General features: G+C 67.0%; 28 protein-coding genes and 2 pseudogenes. 7 read left to right on the top strand and 23 right to left on the bottom strand.

Annotated features, from left to right (window positions below; translation table 11 throughout):
* Position 1: 1 nt before the first annotated feature.
* The 14 genes from rplE to rpsJ all read right to left on the bottom strand — a co-directional run bounded on the left by rplE (position 2) and on the right by rpsJ (position 6,677).
* Positions 2 to 559 (bottom strand): 50S ribosomal protein L5, encoded by a 558-nt coding sequence (gene rplE / locus GXP76_RS14535; RefSeq protein ID WP_078075543.1) that lies wholly within the window; start codon positions 557 to 559, stop codon positions 2 to 4.
* Positions 559 to 882, bottom strand: a complete 324-nt coding sequence (gene rplX, locus GXP76_RS14530) for a 50S ribosomal protein L24 (RefSeq protein ID WP_114659657.1) — start codon at positions 880 to 882, stop codon at positions 559 to 561. Before rplX ends, rplE begins: the two co-directional genes overlap by 1 nt.
* Before the next feature lie 2 nt (positions 883 to 884).
* A complete protein-coding gene (gene rplN / locus GXP76_RS14525; RefSeq protein WP_023539336.1) occupies positions 885 to 1,253 on the bottom strand; it encodes a 50S ribosomal protein L14 in 369 nt (122 codons plus the stop codon).
* Between the two features lie 116 nt (positions 1,254 to 1,369).
* On the bottom strand, positions 1,370 to 1,660 hold the full coding sequence (gene rpsQ, locus GXP76_RS14520) for a 30S ribosomal protein S17 (RefSeq protein WP_078075544.1): 291 nt from the start codon (positions 1,658 to 1,660) through the stop codon (positions 1,370 to 1,372).
* Positions 1,660 to 1,884, bottom strand: coding sequence for a 50S ribosomal protein L29 (gene rpmC, locus GXP76_RS14515; RefSeq protein ID WP_030351440.1), 225 nt, complete (start codon positions 1,882 to 1,884; stop codon positions 1,660 to 1,662). The genes rpsQ and rpmC overlap by 1 nt, the downstream gene beginning before the upstream one ends.
* On the bottom strand, positions 1,884 to 2,303 hold the full coding sequence (gene rplP, locus GXP76_RS14510) for a 50S ribosomal protein L16 (protein WP_023539339.1): 420 nt from the start codon (positions 2,301 to 2,303) through the stop codon (positions 1,884 to 1,886). Before rplP ends, rpmC begins: the two co-directional genes overlap by 1 nt.
* Before the next feature lie 5 nt (positions 2,304 to 2,308).
* On the bottom strand, positions 2,309 to 3,160 hold the full coding sequence (gene rpsC / locus GXP76_RS14505; protein WP_242571925.1) for a 30S ribosomal protein S3: 852 nt from the start codon (positions 3,158 to 3,160) through the stop codon (positions 2,309 to 2,311).
* The gene (gene rplV, locus GXP76_RS14500; protein WP_026290933.1) at positions 3,160 to 3,507 is read right to left on the bottom strand and encodes a 50S ribosomal protein L22; all 348 of its coding nucleotides are present in this window, start codon (positions 3,505 to 3,507) and stop codon (positions 3,160 to 3,162) included. The genes rpsC and rplV overlap by 1 nt, the downstream gene beginning before the upstream one ends.
* Before the next feature lie 43 nt (positions 3,508 to 3,550).
* Positions 3,551 to 3,832 carry a 30S ribosomal protein S19 gene (rpsS, locus tag GXP76_RS14495; protein ID WP_023539342.1) on the bottom strand — a complete coding sequence of 94 codons (282 nt, stop codon included), beginning with the start codon at positions 3,830 to 3,832 and terminating at the stop codon, positions 3,551 to 3,553.
* Between the two features lie 12 nt (positions 3,833 to 3,844).
* The gene (gene rplB, locus GXP76_RS14490) at positions 3,845 to 4,681 is read right to left on the bottom strand and encodes a 50S ribosomal protein L2 (protein WP_147874343.1); all 837 of its coding nucleotides are present in this window, start codon (positions 4,679 to 4,681) and stop codon (positions 3,845 to 3,847) included.
* 47 nt (positions 4,682 to 4,728) lie between these two features.
* On the bottom strand, positions 4,729 to 5,046 hold the full coding sequence (gene rplW, locus GXP76_RS14485) for a 50S ribosomal protein L23 (RefSeq protein ID WP_147874344.1): 318 nt from the start codon (positions 5,044 to 5,046) through the stop codon (positions 4,729 to 4,731).
* Positions 5,046 to 5,705, bottom strand: coding sequence for a 50S ribosomal protein L4 (gene rplD / locus GXP76_RS14480; protein ID WP_078075547.1), 660 nt, complete (start codon positions 5,703 to 5,705; stop codon positions 5,046 to 5,048). The genes rplW and rplD overlap by 1 nt, the downstream gene beginning before the upstream one ends.
* Positions 5,706 to 5,709: 4 nt before the next feature.
* Complete coding sequence (gene rplC, locus GXP76_RS14475) at positions 5,710 to 6,354, bottom strand: 50S ribosomal protein L3 (protein WP_078075548.1); 645 nt, start codon at positions 6,352 to 6,354, stop codon at positions 5,710 to 5,712.
* 14 nt (positions 6,355 to 6,368) lie between these two features.
* Entirely contained in the window at positions 6,369 to 6,677 is a 309-nt protein-coding gene (gene rpsJ, locus GXP76_RS14470; RefSeq protein WP_003948644.1) for a 30S ribosomal protein S10, read from the bottom strand.
* A gap of 504 nt (positions 6,678 to 7,181) precedes the next feature.
* Between rpsJ and GXP76_RS14465 the strand changes: the two genes are divergently transcribed.
* The 3 genes from GXP76_RS14465 (at position 7,182) to GXP76_RS14455 (ending at position 7,947) form a co-directional block, all read left to right on the top strand.
* Complete coding sequence (locus GXP76_RS14465; protein WP_078079541.1) at positions 7,182 to 7,373, top strand: DUF1059 domain-containing protein; 192 nt, start codon at positions 7,182 to 7,184, stop codon at positions 7,371 to 7,373.
* 65 nt (positions 7,374 to 7,438) lie between these two features.
* The gene (locus tag GXP76_RS14460; protein ID WP_242571924.1) at positions 7,439 to 7,690 is read left to right on the top strand and encodes a type II toxin-antitoxin system Phd/YefM family antitoxin; all 252 of its coding nucleotides are present in this window, start codon (positions 7,439 to 7,441) and stop codon (positions 7,688 to 7,690) included.
* The gene (locus GXP76_RS14455; protein WP_242571923.1) at positions 7,687 to 7,947 is read left to right on the top strand and encodes a Txe/YoeB family addiction module toxin; all 261 of its coding nucleotides are present in this window, start codon (positions 7,687 to 7,689) and stop codon (positions 7,945 to 7,947) included. The genes GXP76_RS14460 and GXP76_RS14455 overlap by 4 nt, the downstream gene beginning before the upstream one ends.
* Positions 7,948 to 7,986: 39 nt before the next feature.
* Here GXP76_RS14455 and GXP76_RS14450 read toward each other — a convergent pair whose 3' ends face one another.
* Together GXP76_RS14450 and GXP76_RS14445 are read right to left on the bottom strand one after the other, a co-directional pair.
* Positions 7,987 to 8,208, bottom strand: coding sequence for a DUF397 domain-containing protein (locus tag GXP76_RS14450; RefSeq protein WP_242571922.1), 222 nt, complete (start codon positions 8,206 to 8,208; stop codon positions 7,987 to 7,989).
* Positions 8,177 to 8,349, bottom strand: a pseudogene (locus GXP76_RS14445) (Scr1 family TA system antitoxin-like transcriptional regulator); the annotation flags it as partial. The pseudogene GXP76_RS14445 and the gene GXP76_RS14450, both read right to left, overlap by 32 nt.
* Before the next feature lie 389 nt (positions 8,350 to 8,738).
* On the opposite strand from GXP76_RS14445, the gene GXP76_RS14440 reads away from it, so the two are divergent.
* A complete protein-coding gene (locus tag GXP76_RS14440; protein ID WP_242571921.1) occupies positions 8,739 to 9,611 on the top strand; it encodes a hypothetical protein in 873 nt (290 codons plus the stop codon).
* Positions 9,612 to 9,837: 226 nt separating this feature from the next.
* On the opposite strand, the gene GXP76_RS14435 is transcribed toward GXP76_RS14440, so the two are convergent.
* The 3 genes from GXP76_RS14435 to GXP76_RS14425 form a co-directional block, all read right to left on the bottom strand.
* Positions 9,838 to 10,257: a hypothetical protein gene (locus GXP76_RS14435; RefSeq protein WP_242571920.1), complete on the bottom strand. Its 420-nt coding sequence runs from the start codon at positions 10,255 to 10,257 to the stop codon at positions 9,838 to 9,840.
* Positions 10,258 to 10,333: 76 nt separating this feature from the next.
* Complete coding sequence (locus GXP76_RS14430; protein ID WP_242571919.1) at positions 10,334 to 12,148, bottom strand: alpha/beta hydrolase; 1,815 nt, start codon at positions 12,146 to 12,148, stop codon at positions 10,334 to 10,336.
* Between the two features lie 8 nt (positions 12,149 to 12,156).
* The gene (locus GXP76_RS14425) at positions 12,157 to 12,615 is read right to left on the bottom strand and encodes a hypothetical protein (RefSeq protein WP_242571918.1); all 459 of its coding nucleotides are present in this window, start codon (positions 12,613 to 12,615) and stop codon (positions 12,157 to 12,159) included.
* A 294-nt stretch (positions 12,616 to 12,909) separates the two neighbouring features.
* On the opposite strand from GXP76_RS14425, the gene GXP76_RS14420 reads away from it, so the two are divergent.
* Together GXP76_RS14420 and GXP76_RS14415 are read left to right on the top strand one after the other, a co-directional pair.
* Complete coding sequence (locus tag GXP76_RS14420) at positions 12,910 to 14,211, top strand: HEAT repeat domain-containing protein (RefSeq protein WP_242571917.1); 1,302 nt, start codon at positions 12,910 to 12,912, stop codon at positions 14,209 to 14,211.
* A gap of 35 nt (positions 14,212 to 14,246) precedes the next feature.
* Positions 14,247 to 15,233 carry a BtrH N-terminal domain-containing protein gene (locus tag GXP76_RS14415; protein WP_242571937.1) on the top strand — a complete coding sequence of 329 codons (987 nt, stop codon included), beginning with the start codon at positions 14,247 to 14,249 and terminating at the stop codon, positions 15,231 to 15,233.
* A 16-nt stretch (positions 15,234 to 15,249) separates the two neighbouring features.
* Here GXP76_RS14415 and GXP76_RS14410 read toward each other — a convergent pair whose 3' ends face one another.
* The 4 genes from GXP76_RS14410 to GXP76_RS14395 all read right to left on the bottom strand — a co-directional run bounded on the left by GXP76_RS14410 (position 15,250) and on the right by GXP76_RS14395 (position 17,502).
* Positions 15,250 to 15,516, bottom strand: coding sequence for a hypothetical protein (locus tag GXP76_RS14410; protein WP_242571916.1), 267 nt, complete (start codon positions 15,514 to 15,516; stop codon positions 15,250 to 15,252).
* A gap of 18 nt (positions 15,517 to 15,534) precedes the next feature.
* Entirely contained in the window at positions 15,535 to 16,164 is a 630-nt protein-coding gene (locus GXP76_RS14405; protein WP_308354131.1) for a hypothetical protein, read from the bottom strand.
* 61 nt (positions 16,165 to 16,225) lie between these two features.
* Entirely contained in the window at positions 16,226 to 16,894 is a 669-nt protein-coding gene (locus GXP76_RS14400; protein ID WP_242571915.1) for a GPP34 family phosphoprotein, read from the bottom strand.
* Between the two features lie 134 nt (positions 16,895 to 17,028).
* Positions 17,029 to 17,502 carry an NUDIX hydrolase gene (locus tag GXP76_RS14395; protein ID WP_242571914.1) on the bottom strand — a complete coding sequence of 158 codons (474 nt, stop codon included), beginning with the start codon at positions 17,500 to 17,502 and terminating at the stop codon, positions 17,029 to 17,031.
* A gap of 339 nt (positions 17,503 to 17,841) precedes the next feature.
* Between GXP76_RS14395 and GXP76_RS14390 the strand changes: the two are divergent.
* A pseudogene (locus GXP76_RS14390) lies at positions 17,842 to 18,265 on the top strand (helix-turn-helix domain-containing protein); the annotation flags it as partial.

The following is an 18,265-nucleotide window of genomic DNA, read 5'->3' as shown; positions in this document are numbered from 1 at the left end:
GTCAGTTCTCCTTGAACGGGAAGCCGAGGTGACGAAGGAGGGCACGACCCTCGTCGTCGTTGGTCGCCGTGGTCACCACGGTGATGTCCATGCCCCGGACCCGGTCGATCTTGTCCTGGTCGATCTCGTGGAACATGACCTGCTCCGTGAGACCGAAGGTGTAGTTGCCACGGCCGTCGAACTGCTTGGGCGACAGGCCGCGGAAGTCACGGATACGCGGCAGCGCGAGCGACAGCGTACGGTCCAGGAACTCCCACATGCGGTCACCGCGGAGGGTGACGTGGCAGCCGATCGGCTGCCCCTCGCGCAGCTTGAACTGCGCGATCGACTTGCGGGCCTTGGTGACGGCCGGCTTCTGACCGGTGATCGTGGTGAGGTCCTTGATGGCACCCTCGATCAGCTTGGAGTCGCGGGCGGCGTCGCCCACACCCATGTTGACCACGATCTTGATGAGACCGGGGACCTGCATGACGTTCTCGTACGAGAACTCCTCACGCAGCTTGCCCGCGATCTCCTCGCGGTAGCGCAGCTTCAGACGCGGTGCGGTTGTGGTCGTCATCAGATGTCCTCACCGGTCCGCTTGGCAACGCGGATCTTGTTGCCCTCGTCGTCAAAGCGGTAGCCGACGCGGGTAACGACCTTCTTGCCGTCCTTCTCCACGACCAGCTGAACATTGCTGACGTGAACGGGGGCTTCGGTCGTCACGATGCCGCCGGTCTGCGAACCACGTGCGGTCTGGCCGGCCTTGGTGTGCTTCTTGACCCGGTTGACACCCTCGACGAGAACACGGTCCTGCGTGGGGTAGGCCACGATGACCTTGCCCTGCTTGCCCTTGTCCTTGCCGGTGATGACCTGAACCAGGTCGCCCTTCTTGATCTTCATGCTTACAGCACCTCCGGCGCGAGCGAGATGATCTTCATGAACTTCTTCTCGCGCAGCTCACGGCCCACCGGGCCGAAGATACGGGTGCCACGAGGGTCGCCGTCGTTCTTCAGAATGACGGCGGCGTTCTCGTCGAAGCGGATGTACGAGCCGTCCTGGCGGCGGCGTTCCTTCACGGTGCGAACGATGACCGCCTTGATGACGTCACCCTTCTTCACGTTGCCACCGGGGATCGCGTCCTTGACGGTGGCGACGATGACGTCACCGATACCCGCGTAGCGGCGACCCGAGCCACCGAGAACACGGATGCAAAGGATCTCCTTGGCACCAGTGTTGTCGGCGACACGCAGTCGCGACTCCTGCTGGATCACGTCTATCTCCTGATCGTCTGCCGGTTCCCGGCGGGGGCCGTCCTTACGGTCGGCCCCCGCCGAGCCTGGCGGAACTACTCCTAGGGAATGCCCTGGGAGGGATTACCTGGCCTGGATTACTTGGCCTTCTCGAGGATCTCGACGATGCGCCAGCGCTTCGTCGCGGACAGCGGCCGGGTCTCCATGAGGAGGACACGGTCGCCGATCCCGGCGGCGTTCTGCTCGTCGTGAGCCTTGAGCTTGTTCGTACGGCGGATGACCTTGCCGTACAGGGCGTGCTTCACGCGGTCCTCGACAGCGACGACGACGGTCTTGTCCATCTTGTCGCTGACGACCAGACCCTCACGGGTCTTGCGGAAGCCGCGCTCGCTCTTCTCGGTCGTCTCAGTCACGTTGCTCTCAGTCATCAGGCGCTCTCCACCGTCTCGATGCCCAGCTCGCGCTCACGCATCAGGGTGTAGATCCGCGCGATGTCCTTCCGGACCAGCTTCAGCCGGCCGTGGTTCTCGAGCTGACCGGTCGCCGCCTGGAAGCGGAGGTTGAACAGCTCTTCCTTGGCCTCGCGAAGCTTGGCGACAAGCTCCTCGTTGCCCAGTTCACGCAGCTCGGACGCCTTGGTAACGGCCGCCATCACGACTCACCTGCCTCGCGCCGAACGATGCGGCACTTCATCGGAAGCTTGTGGGCGGCGCGGGTGAGCGCCTCCTTGGCAACCTTCTCGTTCGGGTAGGACAGCTCGAACATCACCCGGCCGGGCTTGACGTTCGCGATCCACCACTCGGGAGAACCCTTACCGGAACCCATGCGGGTCTCGGCGGGCTTCTTCGTGAGGGGACGGTCCGGGTAGATGTTGATCCAGACCTTGCCGCCACGCTTGATGTGACGGGTCATCGCGATACGAGCGGCCTCGATCTGACGGTTCGTCACGTACGCCGGGGTCAGCGCCTGGATGCCGTACTCGCCGAACGCAACCTGCGTGCCACCCTTGGACATTCCGCTGCGCTTCGGGTGGTGCTGCTTGCGGTGCTTGACCCTACGGGGGATCAGCATTTCGGTCAGGCCTCCGTTCCGCCGGTAGAAGAGGGCGCGGCCTCCGCGGCCGGAGCAGCCGTCGCTTCGGCCTTGGGGGCCTCGGCGCCGGGAGCCTGCTGCGGCTTGCGGCCACCGCGACCGCCACGCTCGCCACCGCGGCCACCGCGGCCGGCGGGACGGTCGCTGCCGCCACCACGGGCCGGGCGGTTGCCCGCGCGCGCCGCGGCGTTCTCGGCGCGCACCTCGGCGATGTTCTTGACGTCGCCCTTGTAGATCCAGACCTTCACGCCGATGCGGCCGAAGGTCGTCTTGGCCTCGAAGAAGCCGTAGTCGACGTTGGCACGGAGCGTGTGCAGGGGCACGCGGCCCTCGCGGTAGAACTCCGAGCGCGACATCTCGGCGCCGCCGAGGCGGCCACCACACTGGATCTTGATGCCCTTGGCGCCGGCCTTCATCGTCGACTGCATGCTCTTACGCATGGCGCGACGGAAGGAGACACGCGAGGACAGCTGCTCGGCGACGGCCTGGGCCACCAACTGAGCGTCCACCTCGGGGTTCTTGACCTCGAGGATGTTGAGCTGAACCTGCTTGCCGGTCAGCTTCTCCAGCTCGCCGCGGATGCGGTCGGCCTCGGCGCCGCGGCGGCCGATGACGATGCCCGGACGTGCGGTGTGGATGTCCACGCGGACGCGGTCACGGGTGCGCTCGATCTCCACCTTGGAGATACCGGCACGCTCCATCCCCTTCGTCATCATGCGACGAATGGCGACGTCTTCCTTGACGTAGTCCTTGTACAGCTTGTCGGCGTACCAGCGGGACTTGAAGTCCGTGGTGATACCGAGCCGGAACCCATGCGGGTTAACCTTCTGGCCCATTACCGGGTTCCTTCCTTGCTGCTGACGACCACGGTGATGTGGCTGGTCCGCTTACGGATCCGGTAGGCACGGCCCTGGGCACGCGGCCGGAACCGCTTCAGGGTCGGACCCTCGTCCACGTACGCCTCGCTGATGACCAGCGAAGAGGCGTCAGGGTGGTCGTAGTTGTGCGCGGCGTTGGCAATGGCGCTGTCCAGCACCTTGCCGACCGGCACGCTCGCGGCCTGCGGGGCGAAACGCAGGACCGCCTGAGCCTCCGTGGCATCCATGCCACGGATGAGGTCCACCACGCGGCGGGCCTTCATGGGCGTGACGCGGATGTACCGCGCCTGGGCCCTGGCTTCCATGGTTGTCCCTTCGGTGTAAGTCATAGTCGTTTCCACCCCGCGGTTAGCGGCGCTTCGACTTCCGGTCGTCCTTGACGTGGCCGCGGAAGGTGCGAGTCGGCGAGAACTCGCCGAGCTTGTGGCCGACCATCGACTCGGTGACGAACACCGGGACGTGGATCTTGCCGTTGTGCACCGCGATGGTGTGACCCAGCATGGCCGGGATGATCATCGAGCGACGGGACCAGGTCTTGATGACGTTCTTGGTGCCAGCTTCGTTCTGGACGTCCACCTTCTTGATGAGGTGGCCGTCGACGAAGGGCCCCTTCTTGAGACTGCGCGGCATCTAAACCCGCTCCTAGCGCTTCTTGTTCGTCTTGCGGCGGCGGACGATGTACTTGTTGCTCGCCTTCTTCGGCGAACGCGTACGACCTTCCTTCTGACCCCACGGGCTGACCGGGTGGCGACCACCGGAGGTCTTGCCCTCACCACCACCGTGCGGGTGGTCAACGGGGTTCATGGCGACACCGCGGACGGTCGGGCGGACGCCCTTCCAGCGCATACGGCCGGCCTTGCCCCAGTTGATGTTCGACTGCTCGGCGTTGCCGACCTCACCGATGGTGGCGCGGCAGCGGACGTCGACCAGCCGGATCTCTCCGGACGGCATACGAAGGTGGGCCATGGAGCCCTCCTTCGCCAGCAGCTGTACGGAAGTGCCCGCGGAACGGGCGAACTTCGCGCCGCCGCCGGGACGCAGCTCGATGGCGTGGATGGTCGTACCGACCGGGATGTTGCGCAGCGCCAGGTTGTTGCCGGGCTTGATGTCGGCGGACGGGCCGTTCTCGACACGGCTGCCCTGCGTCAGGCCACGCGGCGCGAGAATGTAGCGCTTCTCGCCGTCCGCGTAGTGCAGGAGCGCGATGCGCGCGGTGCGGTTCGGGTCGTACTCGATGTGCGCGACCTTGGCCGGCACGCCGTCCTTGTCGTGACGACGGAAATCGATCACACGGAAGGCGCGCTTGTGGCCGCCACCCTGGTGGCGAACGGTCACACGACCGGCGTTGTTACGGCCGCCCTTGCTGTGCAGGGGGCGGACCAGCGACTTCTCCGGCGTGGACCGCGTGATCTCTACAAAGTCGGCGACGCTGGAGCCACGACGGCCCGGGGTCGTCGGCTTGTACTTGCGGATACCCATTTCTCAGTCCTCGGAATATTCCGGACTTCGATTCGATCCGACTCCCGTTAGGAAGTCGGGCCGCCGAAGATGTCGATACGGTCGCCCTCGGCGAGGGTCACGATGGCGCGCTTGGTGTCAGCGCGCTTGCCGAAACCGGTGCGGGTGCGCTTGCGCTTGCCCTGGCGGTTGATCGTGTTGACCCCGGTGACCTTGACCGAGAAGACCGCTTCCACGGCCTGCTTGATCTGGGTCTTGTTGGAGCCGGGCGCGACGATGAACGTGTACTTGTTCTCGTCGAGCAGCGCGTAGCTCTTCTCGGACACCACGGGCTTGACGAGAACGTCACGCGGGTCCGTGAAGGTCTTGCTGGTGATCTCGGCCATCAGGCTTCGCTCCCCTCGGTCTCGGCAGTCTGTCGCGCAGCCCCGCCGGACACGAAGGACTCGAAGGCGGCCTTGGTGAAGACCACGTCGTCGGAGACAAGCACGTCGTACGTGTTGAGCTGTCCCGGGTCCAGCAGGTGGACCTCGGGGAGATTGCGCGCGGACAGCCACGCGGTCTCGTCGCTCCGCTCGACGACCAGGAGCACGTGCTTGCGCTCACTGACCTTGCCGAGCAGGGTCTTGGCGGCCTTGGTGGACGCCGCGCCCTCGACCACGTCGGAGACGACGTGGATACGAGCGTTGCGGGCCCGGTCCGAGAGGGCACCGCGCAGGGCGGCGACCTTCATCTTCTTCGGGGTCCGCTGCGAGTAGTCACGCGGGGTGGGGCCGTGTACGACGCCACCGCCGGCGAACTGCGGCGCACGGGTCGAACCCTGACGGGCGCGGCCGGTGCCCTTCTGGCGGTAAGGCTTCTTGCCACCACCACGGACCTCGCCACGGCGCTTGACCTTGTGCGTGCCCTGACGGGCGGCGGCCAGCTGCGCGACGACGACCTGGTGGATCAGCGGGATGCTGACCTTGGCGTCGAAGATCTCGGCCGGGAGCTCAACGGTCCCGGACTTGTCGCCCGAGGGCGACATGATGTCGATGGTGCTCATGTCTTCAGGCCCCCTTCGCCGCGGTGCGGACCAGGACGAGGCCGCCGTTCGGACCGGGGACCGCGCCCTTGATGAGGAGCAGGCCCTTCTCCGCGTCAACGGCGTGAACGGTCAGGTTCTGGGTGGTGACCCGCTCGTTGCCCATGCGGCCCGCCATGCGGAGGCCCTTGAACACACGGCCCGGGGTGGCGCAGCCACCGATGGAGCCGGGAGAGCGGTGCTTGCGCTGGGTTCCGTGACCGGCGCCGAGGCCCTTGAAGTTGTGACGCTTCATGACACCGGCGAAGCCCTTGCCCTTGCTCTTGCCCGTGACGTCCACGCGGACGCCGGACTCGAACACAGCGGCGGTGACCTCCTGGCCGAGCGTGTACTCGGACGCGTCGGAGGTGCGGAGCTCCACCAGGTGGCGGCGGGGGGTCACGTCGGCCTTGGCGAAGTGACCCTTGAGGGGCTTGTTCACCTTGCGCGGGTCGATCTCGCCGAAGGCGATCTGGACCGACTCGTAGCCGTCGGAGTCATTCGTACGGACCTGGGTTACAACGCAGGGTCCGGCCTTGACCACGGTCACCGGGACGACACGGTTGTTCTCGTCCCAGACCTGGGTCATGCCGAGCTTCTCGCCCAGGACACCCTTGATCTGCTTTGCCATCTCTTCCGCGCCTCTCAGAGCTTGATCTCGATGTCGACGCCGGCCGGAAGGTCCAGGCGCATCAACGAGTCAACGGTCTTGGGCGTCGGGTCGAGGATGTCGATCAGGCGCTTGTGCGTGCGCATCTCGAAGTGCTCGCGCGAGTCCTTGTACTTGTGCGGCGACTTGATGACGCAGTACACGTTCTTCTCAGTGGGCAGCGGCACCGGGCCCGCGACCGACGCACCAGTGCGAGTCACCGTCTCGACGATCTTCTTCGCCGAAGAGTCGATGACCTCGTGGTCGTAGGCCTTGAGCCGGATGCGGATCTTCTGTCCCGCCATGGCTACTCAGTAGTCCTGTTCTCTCAAACGCTCTGGCCCCTGGTGGGGTGTGCGCCATGTCCACGCACTGCTTGTCTCCGACCCACGCGGTCGGGCGTGTCGCATTCCCTCCACATACGAGATCCCGAAGGATTTCCCTGCCAAGGGGTTGCGGGCCCGAAGTCCGCGAGACCGGGGACGAACGCCCACCGGGTGCCTGGCCGGTACCCCGCTGACACTTCCCGGAAGATTCCCGTACGTCCGTCCCAGCGCTGCCGTGAGAGGCAGATGGGCCGACGAGTACTGTGGGACTCGCTTCCGGTCCTCCCGGCGGGAGGCGCGCAGCATCGGCACTCAACCGAGCAACCTGTGCAGTGTGCCATATGGCCCGGAGCCCTGGCCAATCGCGGCCCGAGAGCGTACCCCACGGGGTGACGGGCGAACCCCACGGCTGACGCGTCAGGCGCACACACCATGTCCGGAGCCACCCGAAGGGGTGGATACTGGTACATGGAGGTGTGAATCATGCGCAAAGTAGTGGATTGCCGTGACATGCCGAGCGAGACGAACTGCACCCTCGCGATCACGGGCGAGGAGGACGAGGTGGTCCGCGCCGCGAGCGAACACGCGGCCTCGGTACACGGCCACGAGAACACAGCGGAACTGCGGGCCCAGATCCGCTCCAACCTGAAGGACGAGATGCCGCAGCACGCGTAAAAGCCGAGTCGCCTTTACAGCGCCGCCTGTACAGTTATCTGTACGTAGCGCTGGGAGGCGATCTCATGAGGACGATGTCGTACACCGAGTCGCGGGCAAAGTATGCGGAGACGCTGGACTCGGTCGTCAACGACCGTGAAGAAGTCATAATCACGAGAGCCGGGCACGATGCGGTCGTGATGGTGGCGCTGGACGACTACGAGTCCCTCAAGGAAGCGGCCTACCTGCTCAGGAACCCGGAGAACGCCCGGCGCCTGCTGGCCTCGATCGACCAGCTCGAGAACGGCGGCGGCACAGTGCAGGAGCTTGCCGAGTGAAGCTGGTGTGGTCCGAGTCCGCCTGGGACGACTACGTGTGGTGGCAGTCGGAGGACCGAAAGGTTCTGAAGCGGATCAATACGCTTCTCCAGGACGTGATGCGCAACGGCAACGAGGGCATCGGGAAGCCGGAGCCCCTCAAGCCCGGGTTCCAGGGGTACTGGTCGCGCCGTATCACTGAGGAACACCGTCTCGTCTACAAACTGGTGGGGGACGAGGTCCGGATCGCGGCCTGCCGCTACGACTACGGCCGCTGAGCCGAACCTTGCCCTCTGTGGGACATGCGCAGGGCGGGTTCAGCACTCAGAGGCGTAAGCCACGAAGCTCACCCAAGCGGCGGGCCCGAGCCCGAGACGCGGGCCCGCGATGTTCTTGGAGTCGCGGACGTGCACCGTGGCGGAGGTAAGGGCGACCTCGACGCAGTCGTTTCCACTGCTGCTGTCGCTGTAGCTGCTCTTGAACCACTTGAGCCCGGAGCTGTGCTCGGCGCCCGTTGAAGGCTCCTCCTGAGCGTCCAACCGCCGTTCCGTCTCCGAACTTCAGCACCTCTCAATGCCCCCGTCCAGCCCAGGGTGGGTCTCGCAGTCGAGCGGCATCACCTGCAGGGAGACGTTTCTCAACTGTCCGATCTCCAGCAGCCGTTCGAGCTGGCCGCGCCACTCGTCACCCACGCACGGCCGGCCGTCCGGGCGGGACTTCCCGCTGGAGCTGCGCAGGACAGACGACGGTCGGGTTCTCCGCATCGAGGCGACCGACACCCGGGGCGACCGCGTCCCGGGACTCAGCCCCCAACTTCCGCCTCCGGACGCCGAGTCTGGGAGAGGGCTGCTGCTGGTCGAGGTACTGGCGGACCGGTGGGGAGTGGCGTCGGGCCCGGTGCCACGCACGACGGTCTGGGCGGAGCTGGACCTCGCACGGTCGACCTCACCCCTGCGGGTGAATATGCCCAACTGAGCTATGACCAGGGCCGATTGTCTGTTTACGCTCAGCGGAACAGAAGTCCTGGCATGTGCCAGAGGCAACCTCTAATCACCCAACAGGAACCCGCATGGTCAGCGCGCCCCATGAGGCGATGCATCGCATCTTCCAGGACCACCCCGGGCTCTTCTCCGGTGTCTCCGAAGTGCTCGGGGTCGACTTCGGCCCCCTCGTCGGGGTCACCATCCTGCCCACGGACCTCACCGAGTCCCGGCCCGTCGAGCGGCGCGTGGGCACGCTGTTACGGGTCGAGACCGAGGACGGTGGGTCCTATCTCCTCGCGATCGAGGCCCAGGGAAAGAAGGACCCGGCGAAGCCCGCGAGCTGGACCTACTACCTGTCGTATCTGCACACGAAGTACCGGCTGCCGCCCGTACTGCTGGTCGTCTGCCAGGACCGCGCCACGGCTGAATGGGCCACGCTGCCCGTCGACATCGGGCCACCGCAGTGGCCGTCAATCACCCTGCGCCCGCTGGTGGTGGGCCCGCACAACATGCCGGTGATCACCGACGCGGCCGAGGTCCGCAAGGACCTGGCGCTCGCCACGCTGTCTCTCATCACGCACGGTGCCGATCGGGACCCCGATGTCATACTCAAAGCGATGACGACCGCGCTGCGGGAGACCCCGGAAGCCATCAAGAACCCGATCGTCGAACTCATCTCACAGGGCCTGGGCAACCTGCCCGCCGCAGCACTCTGGAGGAAACTGGTGGCCGTGGACCTTTCTTTCTACAAGTCGCCGCTCTCGGAGGAAATCCGGGACGAGGGCCGAGCCGAAAGCCGGGCGGAGGACATCCTCTTCATTCTGGAGCTGCGCGGGATCGACGTCTCCGAGGATGTCCGAGGGCGCATTACCGGCTGCAACGACGCCGAGACCCTGCTCGGCTGGCTCGCCCGCGCCCTCAACACGCCGTCCGCCGAAGGGCTCTTCGAAACGACGTAGCCCCCCACAGACACGTCCCGGCGGGCGGGAGCGGAACACGAGCTCCCGGCCGCGTGGGGCGTCGCGGTGAGCCAGAGTCCGGGCAAGCGCTCAGCCGCCCAACAGTGGAGGAACCTGGGGGGCCGTGGACCCTTCCCCCCACACCGGAAACCTGGACCCGGAAGAGTCACTGAGCGGTGCACTTTCCGGTCTGGGTGGGATCAGGACGCGCTTGGACCGCAGGGGGTCACTTCGCGCGGAAGCAGGCCGATTCGACCGCGACGAGGATCAACGAAGGGTCATCTCCGTACTTACGTTGGTCCATCAACCGAATGTCCGCCCCGAATTCTCTCCCCTTGGATTGAGCAATAATCTGCGGAGCCTTGGCAGGAGTTCCGTCCGTGCCGTCCTTGACAATGGTCCAGCCCGCCTTCGGCAATTCTTGCCGGAGTCGGTCCATGGCCTTCTCCAGCTCCGGCACAGGAAGGTCGTACACGCTCCACGGTTGACGAGCCCGGTAGACCTCGTCCTCGGGCTCATAGTCCGAACACCGCGAGACCTTGGCACCCGACTCGGTCACCTTCCCCTTGAGCGCCATCATCTCCAGGATGCGACTGGATGCCCCCTCGACTTCAGTCGAGACCGAATCGCCGTCACGTACTTCCACCTCTGCCTCGTTTCCCTGTGAGCACCCGGCCAATATCAAGCAAGCCGCCAGAGCGGAGAAAAAGACCGACACTTCTCTATTCAAGTTTCACTCTCTGATAGTTCCCGGTGATGACAGCCGCCTGATTGAGCAGGCTTGTGGAACCTTCGTCCCAGAATCCGCCGTGATCGGCCGAGTCGCTCGCCATGATGTTGCCGCCGAACCATGAATCGGTCGGAATGGTCGCGTTGTCGCCAAGACCCACCAGGCGACCGCCCTGCCTCACACCCTGGTCGTCCCAGGGCGCACCCATCGCCCACACGTGATCGGCACCTGCTCCCAGATCCGCCGCATGGTCCGCCTGGACCCCAGGGCTGCCGGCGAATACGAAGTCGTCGACGGTTTTGGAGTCCTGCCAACTTCCTGACTGCGCCGCGACACCCACCACAGTGCTGCCGTAGCTGTGACCGATCGCCGTGTTGTGGGCAGCGCTGCCGACTGCGCTCTCCTGCGCTGCTCTGTTGCCTTGAAGGAAGTCGTACAGCCGAGGTCCACCCTCATCGGCGTACTTGCCCTGTGTCGCCTCCGTCGGGATGTTGTCCGGAGCGTTGTAATCGAGCCAGGTGATTGTAGAGACCTGCTTCCCCGGCGACATGGCGTTGCTCTCGTCCCAGAGCTTCTCTGCCTTACCGAACTCACCCAGGTCATCGCCGTCGCCAATGCTCTCGATGCCCGCGTGGGTGCCGGGCACATAGACGCCCACGTGGTCCGCCACATCCGGATTTCCGTTGGCGAGGATGACTTTTCCGTCCCCCAGTCCTGTGAGATCGAAGCCCAGCAGATAAGCCTCGGGAAGCCCCTTCTCTCCGGTCCGGTCGAACCTCTCCTGGATCTGGTCCATTCCCTTCATCGCATTCTCCAGCCGGGCACGCTTCTCTCCGTACTTGCTGTTCCAGTCTCGCCATTCGGCTGTGGTCATGCCCGATGGCCACGAGGCGTTGAGGCTGGGCTGGAACTTGGTCGGCTCTGGAGGAATACCGCTCAACTCCATCTGGTACGTCGCTCTGGTCTGCGCGAGAACCATCCGGTTCCCCTCGTCACGGATGTCCGCCGGGAGGCCGTTCAACGCGCCGATCGCTCCTGGATGAACAGCGAGGTAGTCCGCGCGCTGCTCGGCGGTGAGGGAATTCCACCATTCAACGTTCTGCCCAGGGGTACCGTCCTTCGGCGATGGCGTGATTCCGTCGAGATACGCGTCGGCGGCCTGGAGCACGCCGCCTGCGTCCTCTTTGGTATCAACCCAGTCCGCGTCGGACACAACGAGGTCGTCGTCTGCCTTCAGCGCACGCAGCTTCGGCGCCCACTTCGCGTCCGCGTCTGCCGCTTCCTTCAAAGAATCCGCGATCCGGTCCGCGTACTGGGCCGCCTTGCCGTAGTTCGGGTTCGGATGCATGGCAGCCGCCTGTCGGTCCAGCGCCGCCGTCGGGCTGCCCGAGCTGCCTGCCGCACCCGTCACCGTGCCGCCGTCCGGGACCCTGCCGTCCTGCTCCTTGCCGCCGGGCGGATAAGTGACGGCGCCATTCGCGTCCACCGTGCAGCCGTTGGATCCAGCGTCTTCGAGAGCCGCTTCGAGCTTGCGTTTGGCCACCGCCATGTCGAACGCGAACCCGTTCAGCGCCGCGCTTACGAGTCCGCATTCGCTCTGCGTGTAGTGGAAGTTCTTCGACAGCTCACCGAGCGCCCGCAAGGCGGCTTCCGCAGCTTCACCCTTGAGCTGATTACGGATCCCCGCGCAGATCTGATTATCGATCGTGTCCTTGGCCGCGGTGGCCATCGCGGCCGTCCCCCGGTAACCGTCCGCCGCGTTCTCGAACTCAGCGGGCTTGAAAGCCTTCAGTGTCGCGAGATCCATACCCCGGATCACTTCTCCGTCTTCGCGCCACCGACGGCGGCCGTGTCCTGGTACTGATTCTTGATCTTGTCCAGCTCTCCCTTGAGCTGTTCATCGGTCTTCGACAGCGTGTGCCCCGCGGTGTCCAACAGCCCTCCCAGGTCGCCGCACCGCCTGCTCACACCTTTGACGTACTTCTTCCAGGAGTCGTACAACTCCTTCTGTGCCACGGCACTCTGCACCCCGACCGCTTCCAACCCCGTCTGCCCGTCGCTCAATTGCGTCAGCGCTCTGCCGATGGGCTCATCCAGGAGCTTGAGACCTGTCCCGGCTGTCGACCACGCCTTCTTGTCCGACTTCACGTCCCCGGACGCGGTGCCACCCGACGTACTGCCGCCCTGACCTGCCGATAACTGATTCAACTGCGTCTGCGCCGAACTACGCTCCATCGCATCGGACTTGAGCTGCTCCCACTCGTCCCACGCCATCCCCGTGTCCTCCCCGTGTCCCGTCCGCCCGTTGCCCTGTGGTGACCGGTCATGAACCGAGCGTCACGAACTCGGCCGACAGGCATGATCCTTGGACTCGTTGAGTGAAATCAAATGCTTCTCTGTGTCCGCGTGGCGTTGAAGGGACGGTTGCGCTTGGTCAGTGCCGACGGCGTCGGCCGCTGCCTCCGAGGCCATGTGGATCTGCTGGAGCACTGTCCTCCGGCGGGGACTGTCAGTGCCGTGTACCACCATGGGCGGCAGGAGAACAGCGCGCCCGGGAAGGAGACCGTGGTGGATGCGATCAGGGCCCTGGCCGACCCCGACCTGCGGGAGGCCGCGCGGGAGAGGCTGGCCGCGCAGGGGGGCGCGGCCGTGGGGGCGCTGCTCGGTGAGTTGCTGGGTGGGGACTCGCCCGTCCCGCACGGGCAGATCGAGTTCGTGCTGGCGAAGCGGATCGGGCCGGTCGCCTTCGACCAGGTGCAGGCGGCGCTGGCCGCCGCCGGGGACGAGGAGTCGCGGCGCCGCGTCAGCCGCGTGTTCGTCGCCCTGCGCACGGTCGACCGGTACGTCGAGGCCCTCTCGCACCCGTCCGCCCAGGTGCGCAGCTCCGCCGCGTACGGAATCCAGTGCGCCTGCTCGGTGGCCTACGGCCGGGAGCCGAACCCCGACGTGGACTACCCGCTGGTGATCGACGCGTTGACTCCGCTGCTCGCGGATCCGGACCCGGACGTCGCCCAGCGCGCCGAGTGGGTGCTGACGATGCTGGGGCCGGACGTCGTGGACCGTATGCGCGAGGTACGCGTCCATGGCCCCGGGCGGCTGCGGTCCCGCGCCCTGTCCGTCCTCGCGTCGGTCGGCGGCGAGGAGGCGCTGTCGCCTGCGGACCGTGCCGCCGTGGAGCGGCTGATCCGTATCAAGGTGCTGGACGACCGGCCACAGTCCCTCGACACCTGCTCCACCTCCTGGATAGCCGTCCCCACCGGCGACCAGCGGGGGGTCATGGAGGTGCTCGACCTCTTCGAGGCGCGGCCCGCGACGTTCGAGCTCGGGCTGAACGTCGGAGTGCACGACAGCCACGACGGCGCCGAGTACGGCAGGGTCTACGTCACTCCGGAGGTCGACGGATGGACCCTGGTGCTTGGCCCCTGGTGCAATCCCGTCGATCCGGTGCGCGCGGAGGATGTCCTGCGCGTCGTGACCGGGCTGAGCCGACGCTACGGCCGGGCCCAGGCGTACTACTTCGGGGAGCAGGGCGGCGGGGCGGGGTGGCTCGTCGTCCAGGAGGGGACCGTCGTGCGCCGCTTCGGCTCCTACTGGGACGACGACGGAGCGCGGTACACCGTGGGTGAGCCACTGCCCGAGGAGCGCGCCGCCTGCGTCGAGGAGGGCATCACCCCGGTGGGGGACCCCGGGGCCGACGACGAGGAGTGGGCGGACCTCGCCGCGTATCTCTCCCCGCAGCTCGCGGACCAACTGGGCGTGAGCCCGCTGGATTTGGGCCCGCAGAACACGGTGCGCGGGATCGGGGCGGTGGCTCTCACCCCGTACGCGCGCGAACACGGAAGGCCCCACACGGGCGCGTACGCGATCTGACGCGCGGGCACGACCATCCAAGGGAAATGAGCGACATGGGCATGGTGAAGGACATCGACGTCCGTGGCATGGAGCACTGTGAGACGACGGCGCTGGGCGTGCTGCTGCGGCATGAGGGGATCGACCTGTCCGAGCCGATGCTGTTCGGGCTCGGCTCCGGGCTCTCCTTCATCTACTGGGACAGCAGAGCCATGGGCTTCCCGTTCCTCGGCGGCCGGGTCAAGCCGTTCGAGCTGACCAGGAATCTGACCGCCGCACTTGGGCTCGATCTGCTGGTCGAGGAGACCACGTCCGCGCGCAAGGCGTGGCAGAACGTGGCGGGACCCATCGACGCCGGCCGGCCGGTCGGTCTTCAGCTCGACAGCTACCACCTGGACTACTTCAGTACCAAGGTGCACTTCGGCGGGCACGTCGTGGCGATGTACGGCTACGACGAGAGGGACGCCCACCTGGTGGACACCGCCCCGCAGGGCGGAGCGGTCACGACCGGCCTCGCCGCCCTGGCCAGGGCAAGGGCCGAGCGCGGCCCCATGACCGCCAGGCACCGCTCCTTCACGATCACGGCGCCCGGCGGCACGGCGGCCTCACCGCAGGGCCGGATCATCCCCGCCATCAAGACCTGTGCCGACGCCTTCCTGAACCCGCCCATCGCGAACCTCGGCCACCGGGGCATCGAGAAGACCGCGAAGCAAGTGCCGAAGTGGCTGGAGCGCAGCGACGATCCGCGGGAGGACCTGCCACGGGCGGCCGTCCTCATGGAGAAGGCCGGCACCGGCGGCGCCCTGTTCCGCAATCTCTACCGGGACTTCCTCGCCGAGTCCGCCGGGCTGGTCGACAGCGACCACCTGCGCACCGGCCACCGCCTGTACGCGGAAGCCGCCGCCCGCTGGACGGAGGTGGCCGAACTCGTCGCGGCGGCAGGCGAGTCCGGCGACGCGAAGACCCTCACCCGGGCCGGCGCCGTCCTCCACGAACTCGCGCGCATCGAACGCGAAGCGATGCGGGCGCTCAGCAAGCTGTAGCCGCCCTGCCGAGCGGTCAGCCCGCCCCGGGACCCGCCGGGCGCGGATCCGGTACGAACACGCTCAGCCGGTAGGTGGTCGGATACGTGAGCCGGCCGCACAGCGTGTCGATCCGGGCCGACTCCCAGTCGATCGGCTCGTCGGCGGCGCGGAGTTCACGCAGTCGGGTCCGCCACTCCGAATGGTCCTGGGTCTCGAAGACCACCATCCAGCGCCCGGCCTCGTTCTCCCGGCCACGCGCCCGCCGCTGCTGCTGTCGCTTCCTCTTCCGCTGTCCTGGCACCGCCCAAGCATGACCCGCTCAGCCGGGCCACGTCGCCACAAGGTCGGCGTGGTCCGCGAAGTTGGGGCCAGGGACCGTGTCCCGCACCGGCCGGCCGTTGAGCCAGCAGATCTGGAAGGTGTCGCTCTCGGTGTCCAGCAGACAGCACACCCCGCCACTCGCGGCTGTCAGTCCCGTGAACACCTCCCAGACGGCTGCGGAGCGCTCGAACATCCTGCTCATCCCCGAGGTGGCCGCGGTGAACTCCAGTGCGGCGTGGGCGGGGTGCTGCGCGGGCGCGAACCGCACCGTGAGGTAGATGTACCCGATCTGGACTCTGCCCAGCTCGTCGGGTTCGAGGCCACGGCCCGCCACGTACTCGCGCACCGCGTCGTCCACGCCGGACATGATGGAGGTGTCGAGTTCGAGCGTCTCGCTGGCGGAGCAATCGACCGGCTCGCTCCTGAAGTGGGACGTGAACGGGACGGAGAGCCGGCCGCCGCCGGGCAGGGTGAGCGCGAGCGGCGGTACCCGATCGGTTCGCGGCGCCAGGTCGGAGAGCGCGATGAGTGCCTTGCCGACGTTCCGCGCCGGGACGAATATCTCGTAGCCGTAGTCGAGCCCCATGCGCCCCACCCCCTGTAGACCGCACGAATCCTTCCATGACATGCCTGCGGGGGCTCCTGGGTTTCCGCGGGCGTGAGCAGGGGGCGAACCCGGCCCGCGGGCTCTAACTGGTGACGGCGATGGCCGTCCCCACGGACGTCGCCACCACGGTCCGCATCACCGCCGCGTTCACCGCCTCGGCGCCCCAGCTGCCCTGCTCCAGCTCCTTCGCGCGCTTGTAGATCTTGCCCGACCACGGGATGGACCGGTGCAGGCTCGGCAGGGTGCCGCTCGCGGCCAGCAGTCCGACCAGCGACGCCGTACGGGCATCGGGCTCCGCGCCGTCGACCAGGACGGCGCGGACCTTCTCCATGAGGGCCTTCTTGTGCCCGGTGTCCGCCGCCTTCGTCGCGGTCGTACGGAACAGCCCCAGCGTCTTCTTCGTCTCCTGGCGCAGCATGCCCCGCTCCACGAGCCGATCGAGCACGGTCTGCCGCATCCCGGTGCCGATCTCGATGAGGAGGGTCTGCACACCGCGCTTCCGTTCGGCGACCTTCTCGTGCGCGGCCCGGAGCACCGGATCCGCCGGCCGGTCACCGGCGACGGCGTGCACCTTCAGGCCGTTCAGTCCCTGATCGTTCTCGTCGACCCTGACGTACTTCCCGAGGCCGAGCTCCACGAGTACGGCGCCGCCCAGCGTGTAGTACAGCGTGCCCTCCCCCGCGATCGCTCCCGATTCGTCGTCGAACATCAGCAGCAGAAGGTCTTCGACGATGAGCATCTCGTTCGGCATGGTCTCTTTCCAACCGTTGGCGTCGGGCGGGCCGTCAGGAGCGGGCCCTGCTGCGTCCAAGCTAGGCGGGGTGGGGACGGCGGGAGCAGTGCCGACCTGTCATCACTGTTCATGACAGATGTCATCCGTCGTGCTCAGTGCCGGATCAGGCCGCCGACCGTGACGGGGGCGACGTGGCCGGTCGCCGGCAGGGTCCGTGCCAGGGTCAGGCCGATGTCGACCAGCGAGGAGCGGCGCAGGCCGGCGACATCGGGGATCGGAGTCCAGACGGACTCGGCGATCTCGCCGTCCGGCTCGGGCCGGAGCCGGCCGCCGGTGATGCGGACCTGGTAGAAGACGCCGACGTTCTGGTGTTCCGGTCCGCCGGGGACGGCACGTTCCGCCGCCGGGACGACCCTTGAGTCCACGCCCAGCAGCCGTTCGACCACCGCGTCGCAGCCCGTCTCCTCGCCGACCTCCCGGATCACCGCGTCGAACGGATCCTCCGCGTGCTCGACCCTGCCACCCGGAAGCGTCCAGGTGCTGTCGCCCGTCGCCGATACGTGGCGGGCGAGCAGCACCCGCCCGCCCTCGACGCACACGGCGTACGCCGCCAGCCGAAAACTCATCCCGCCAACTCCCTAAGGTGCGTGGTCTCGACCGGATCGCGGAGAACGGATCGCGGCCGACCGGATCGCGGTCTGCCACGACCCGGTGAACCCCGACCCGGTCGGCCGCGACCAGGTGCCCCGCGACGTAAAGAACCTTCAATGACCTGGAGAGGAAAAGACCCTCCCAACCCCACCAGCCTCCCATCACCCGCATGGGTGAACTCCCGCAACTGGGCTGGATTTCGTACGGGTTGGCGGGCATATGCTCGCGGCGACAGCTCAATACAGACAGCGGCCCCCGGCCGGGACTGGCATCCCGAACGAGGGCCTCACCACCTAGGAAGCAAGACCTTCCCAATGGATGTTCAGCACCTTAGCGCGCCGTCGCGCGCCACGTCCGGAGTTCCCCGGCCCCTCGCCCGATCCGGTGTCGTACACGCCAACACCCGGCACACCAAGCGCTACACGGTCGTCGGCAACCACCTCGCCCAGCACCGTGAGCTGACCCTCGTCGCGATCGGGCTGGCCGTCCACATCCAGTCGCTGCCCGCCGGGGCCCGGATCGGCATCAAGTGCCTGACGGAGCGCTTCCCGGAGAGCGAGGCGCGCATCGCCGCCGCGCTGCGGGAGTTGGAGACGACGGGCTATCTGGAGCGGACGCGCGAGCGGCTGCCGAGCGGGCGGATCGTGACGCACACGGTGTCGTACAACCAGCCGCAGCGGGCGGTACGGAGGGCGGAGCCCGTACACGTACCGGTGCAGAGGCGCGCGCCGGAGCCCG

The sequence above is a fragment of the Streptomyces sp. NP-1717 genome (assembly GCF_022695985.1).
Taxonomy (GTDB): Bacteria; Actinomycetota; Actinomycetes; order Streptomycetales; family Streptomycetaceae; genus Streptomyces.
Note: the sequence above shows the minus strand (reverse complement) of the source record. Positions and strands in the feature narration are given on the sequence as shown.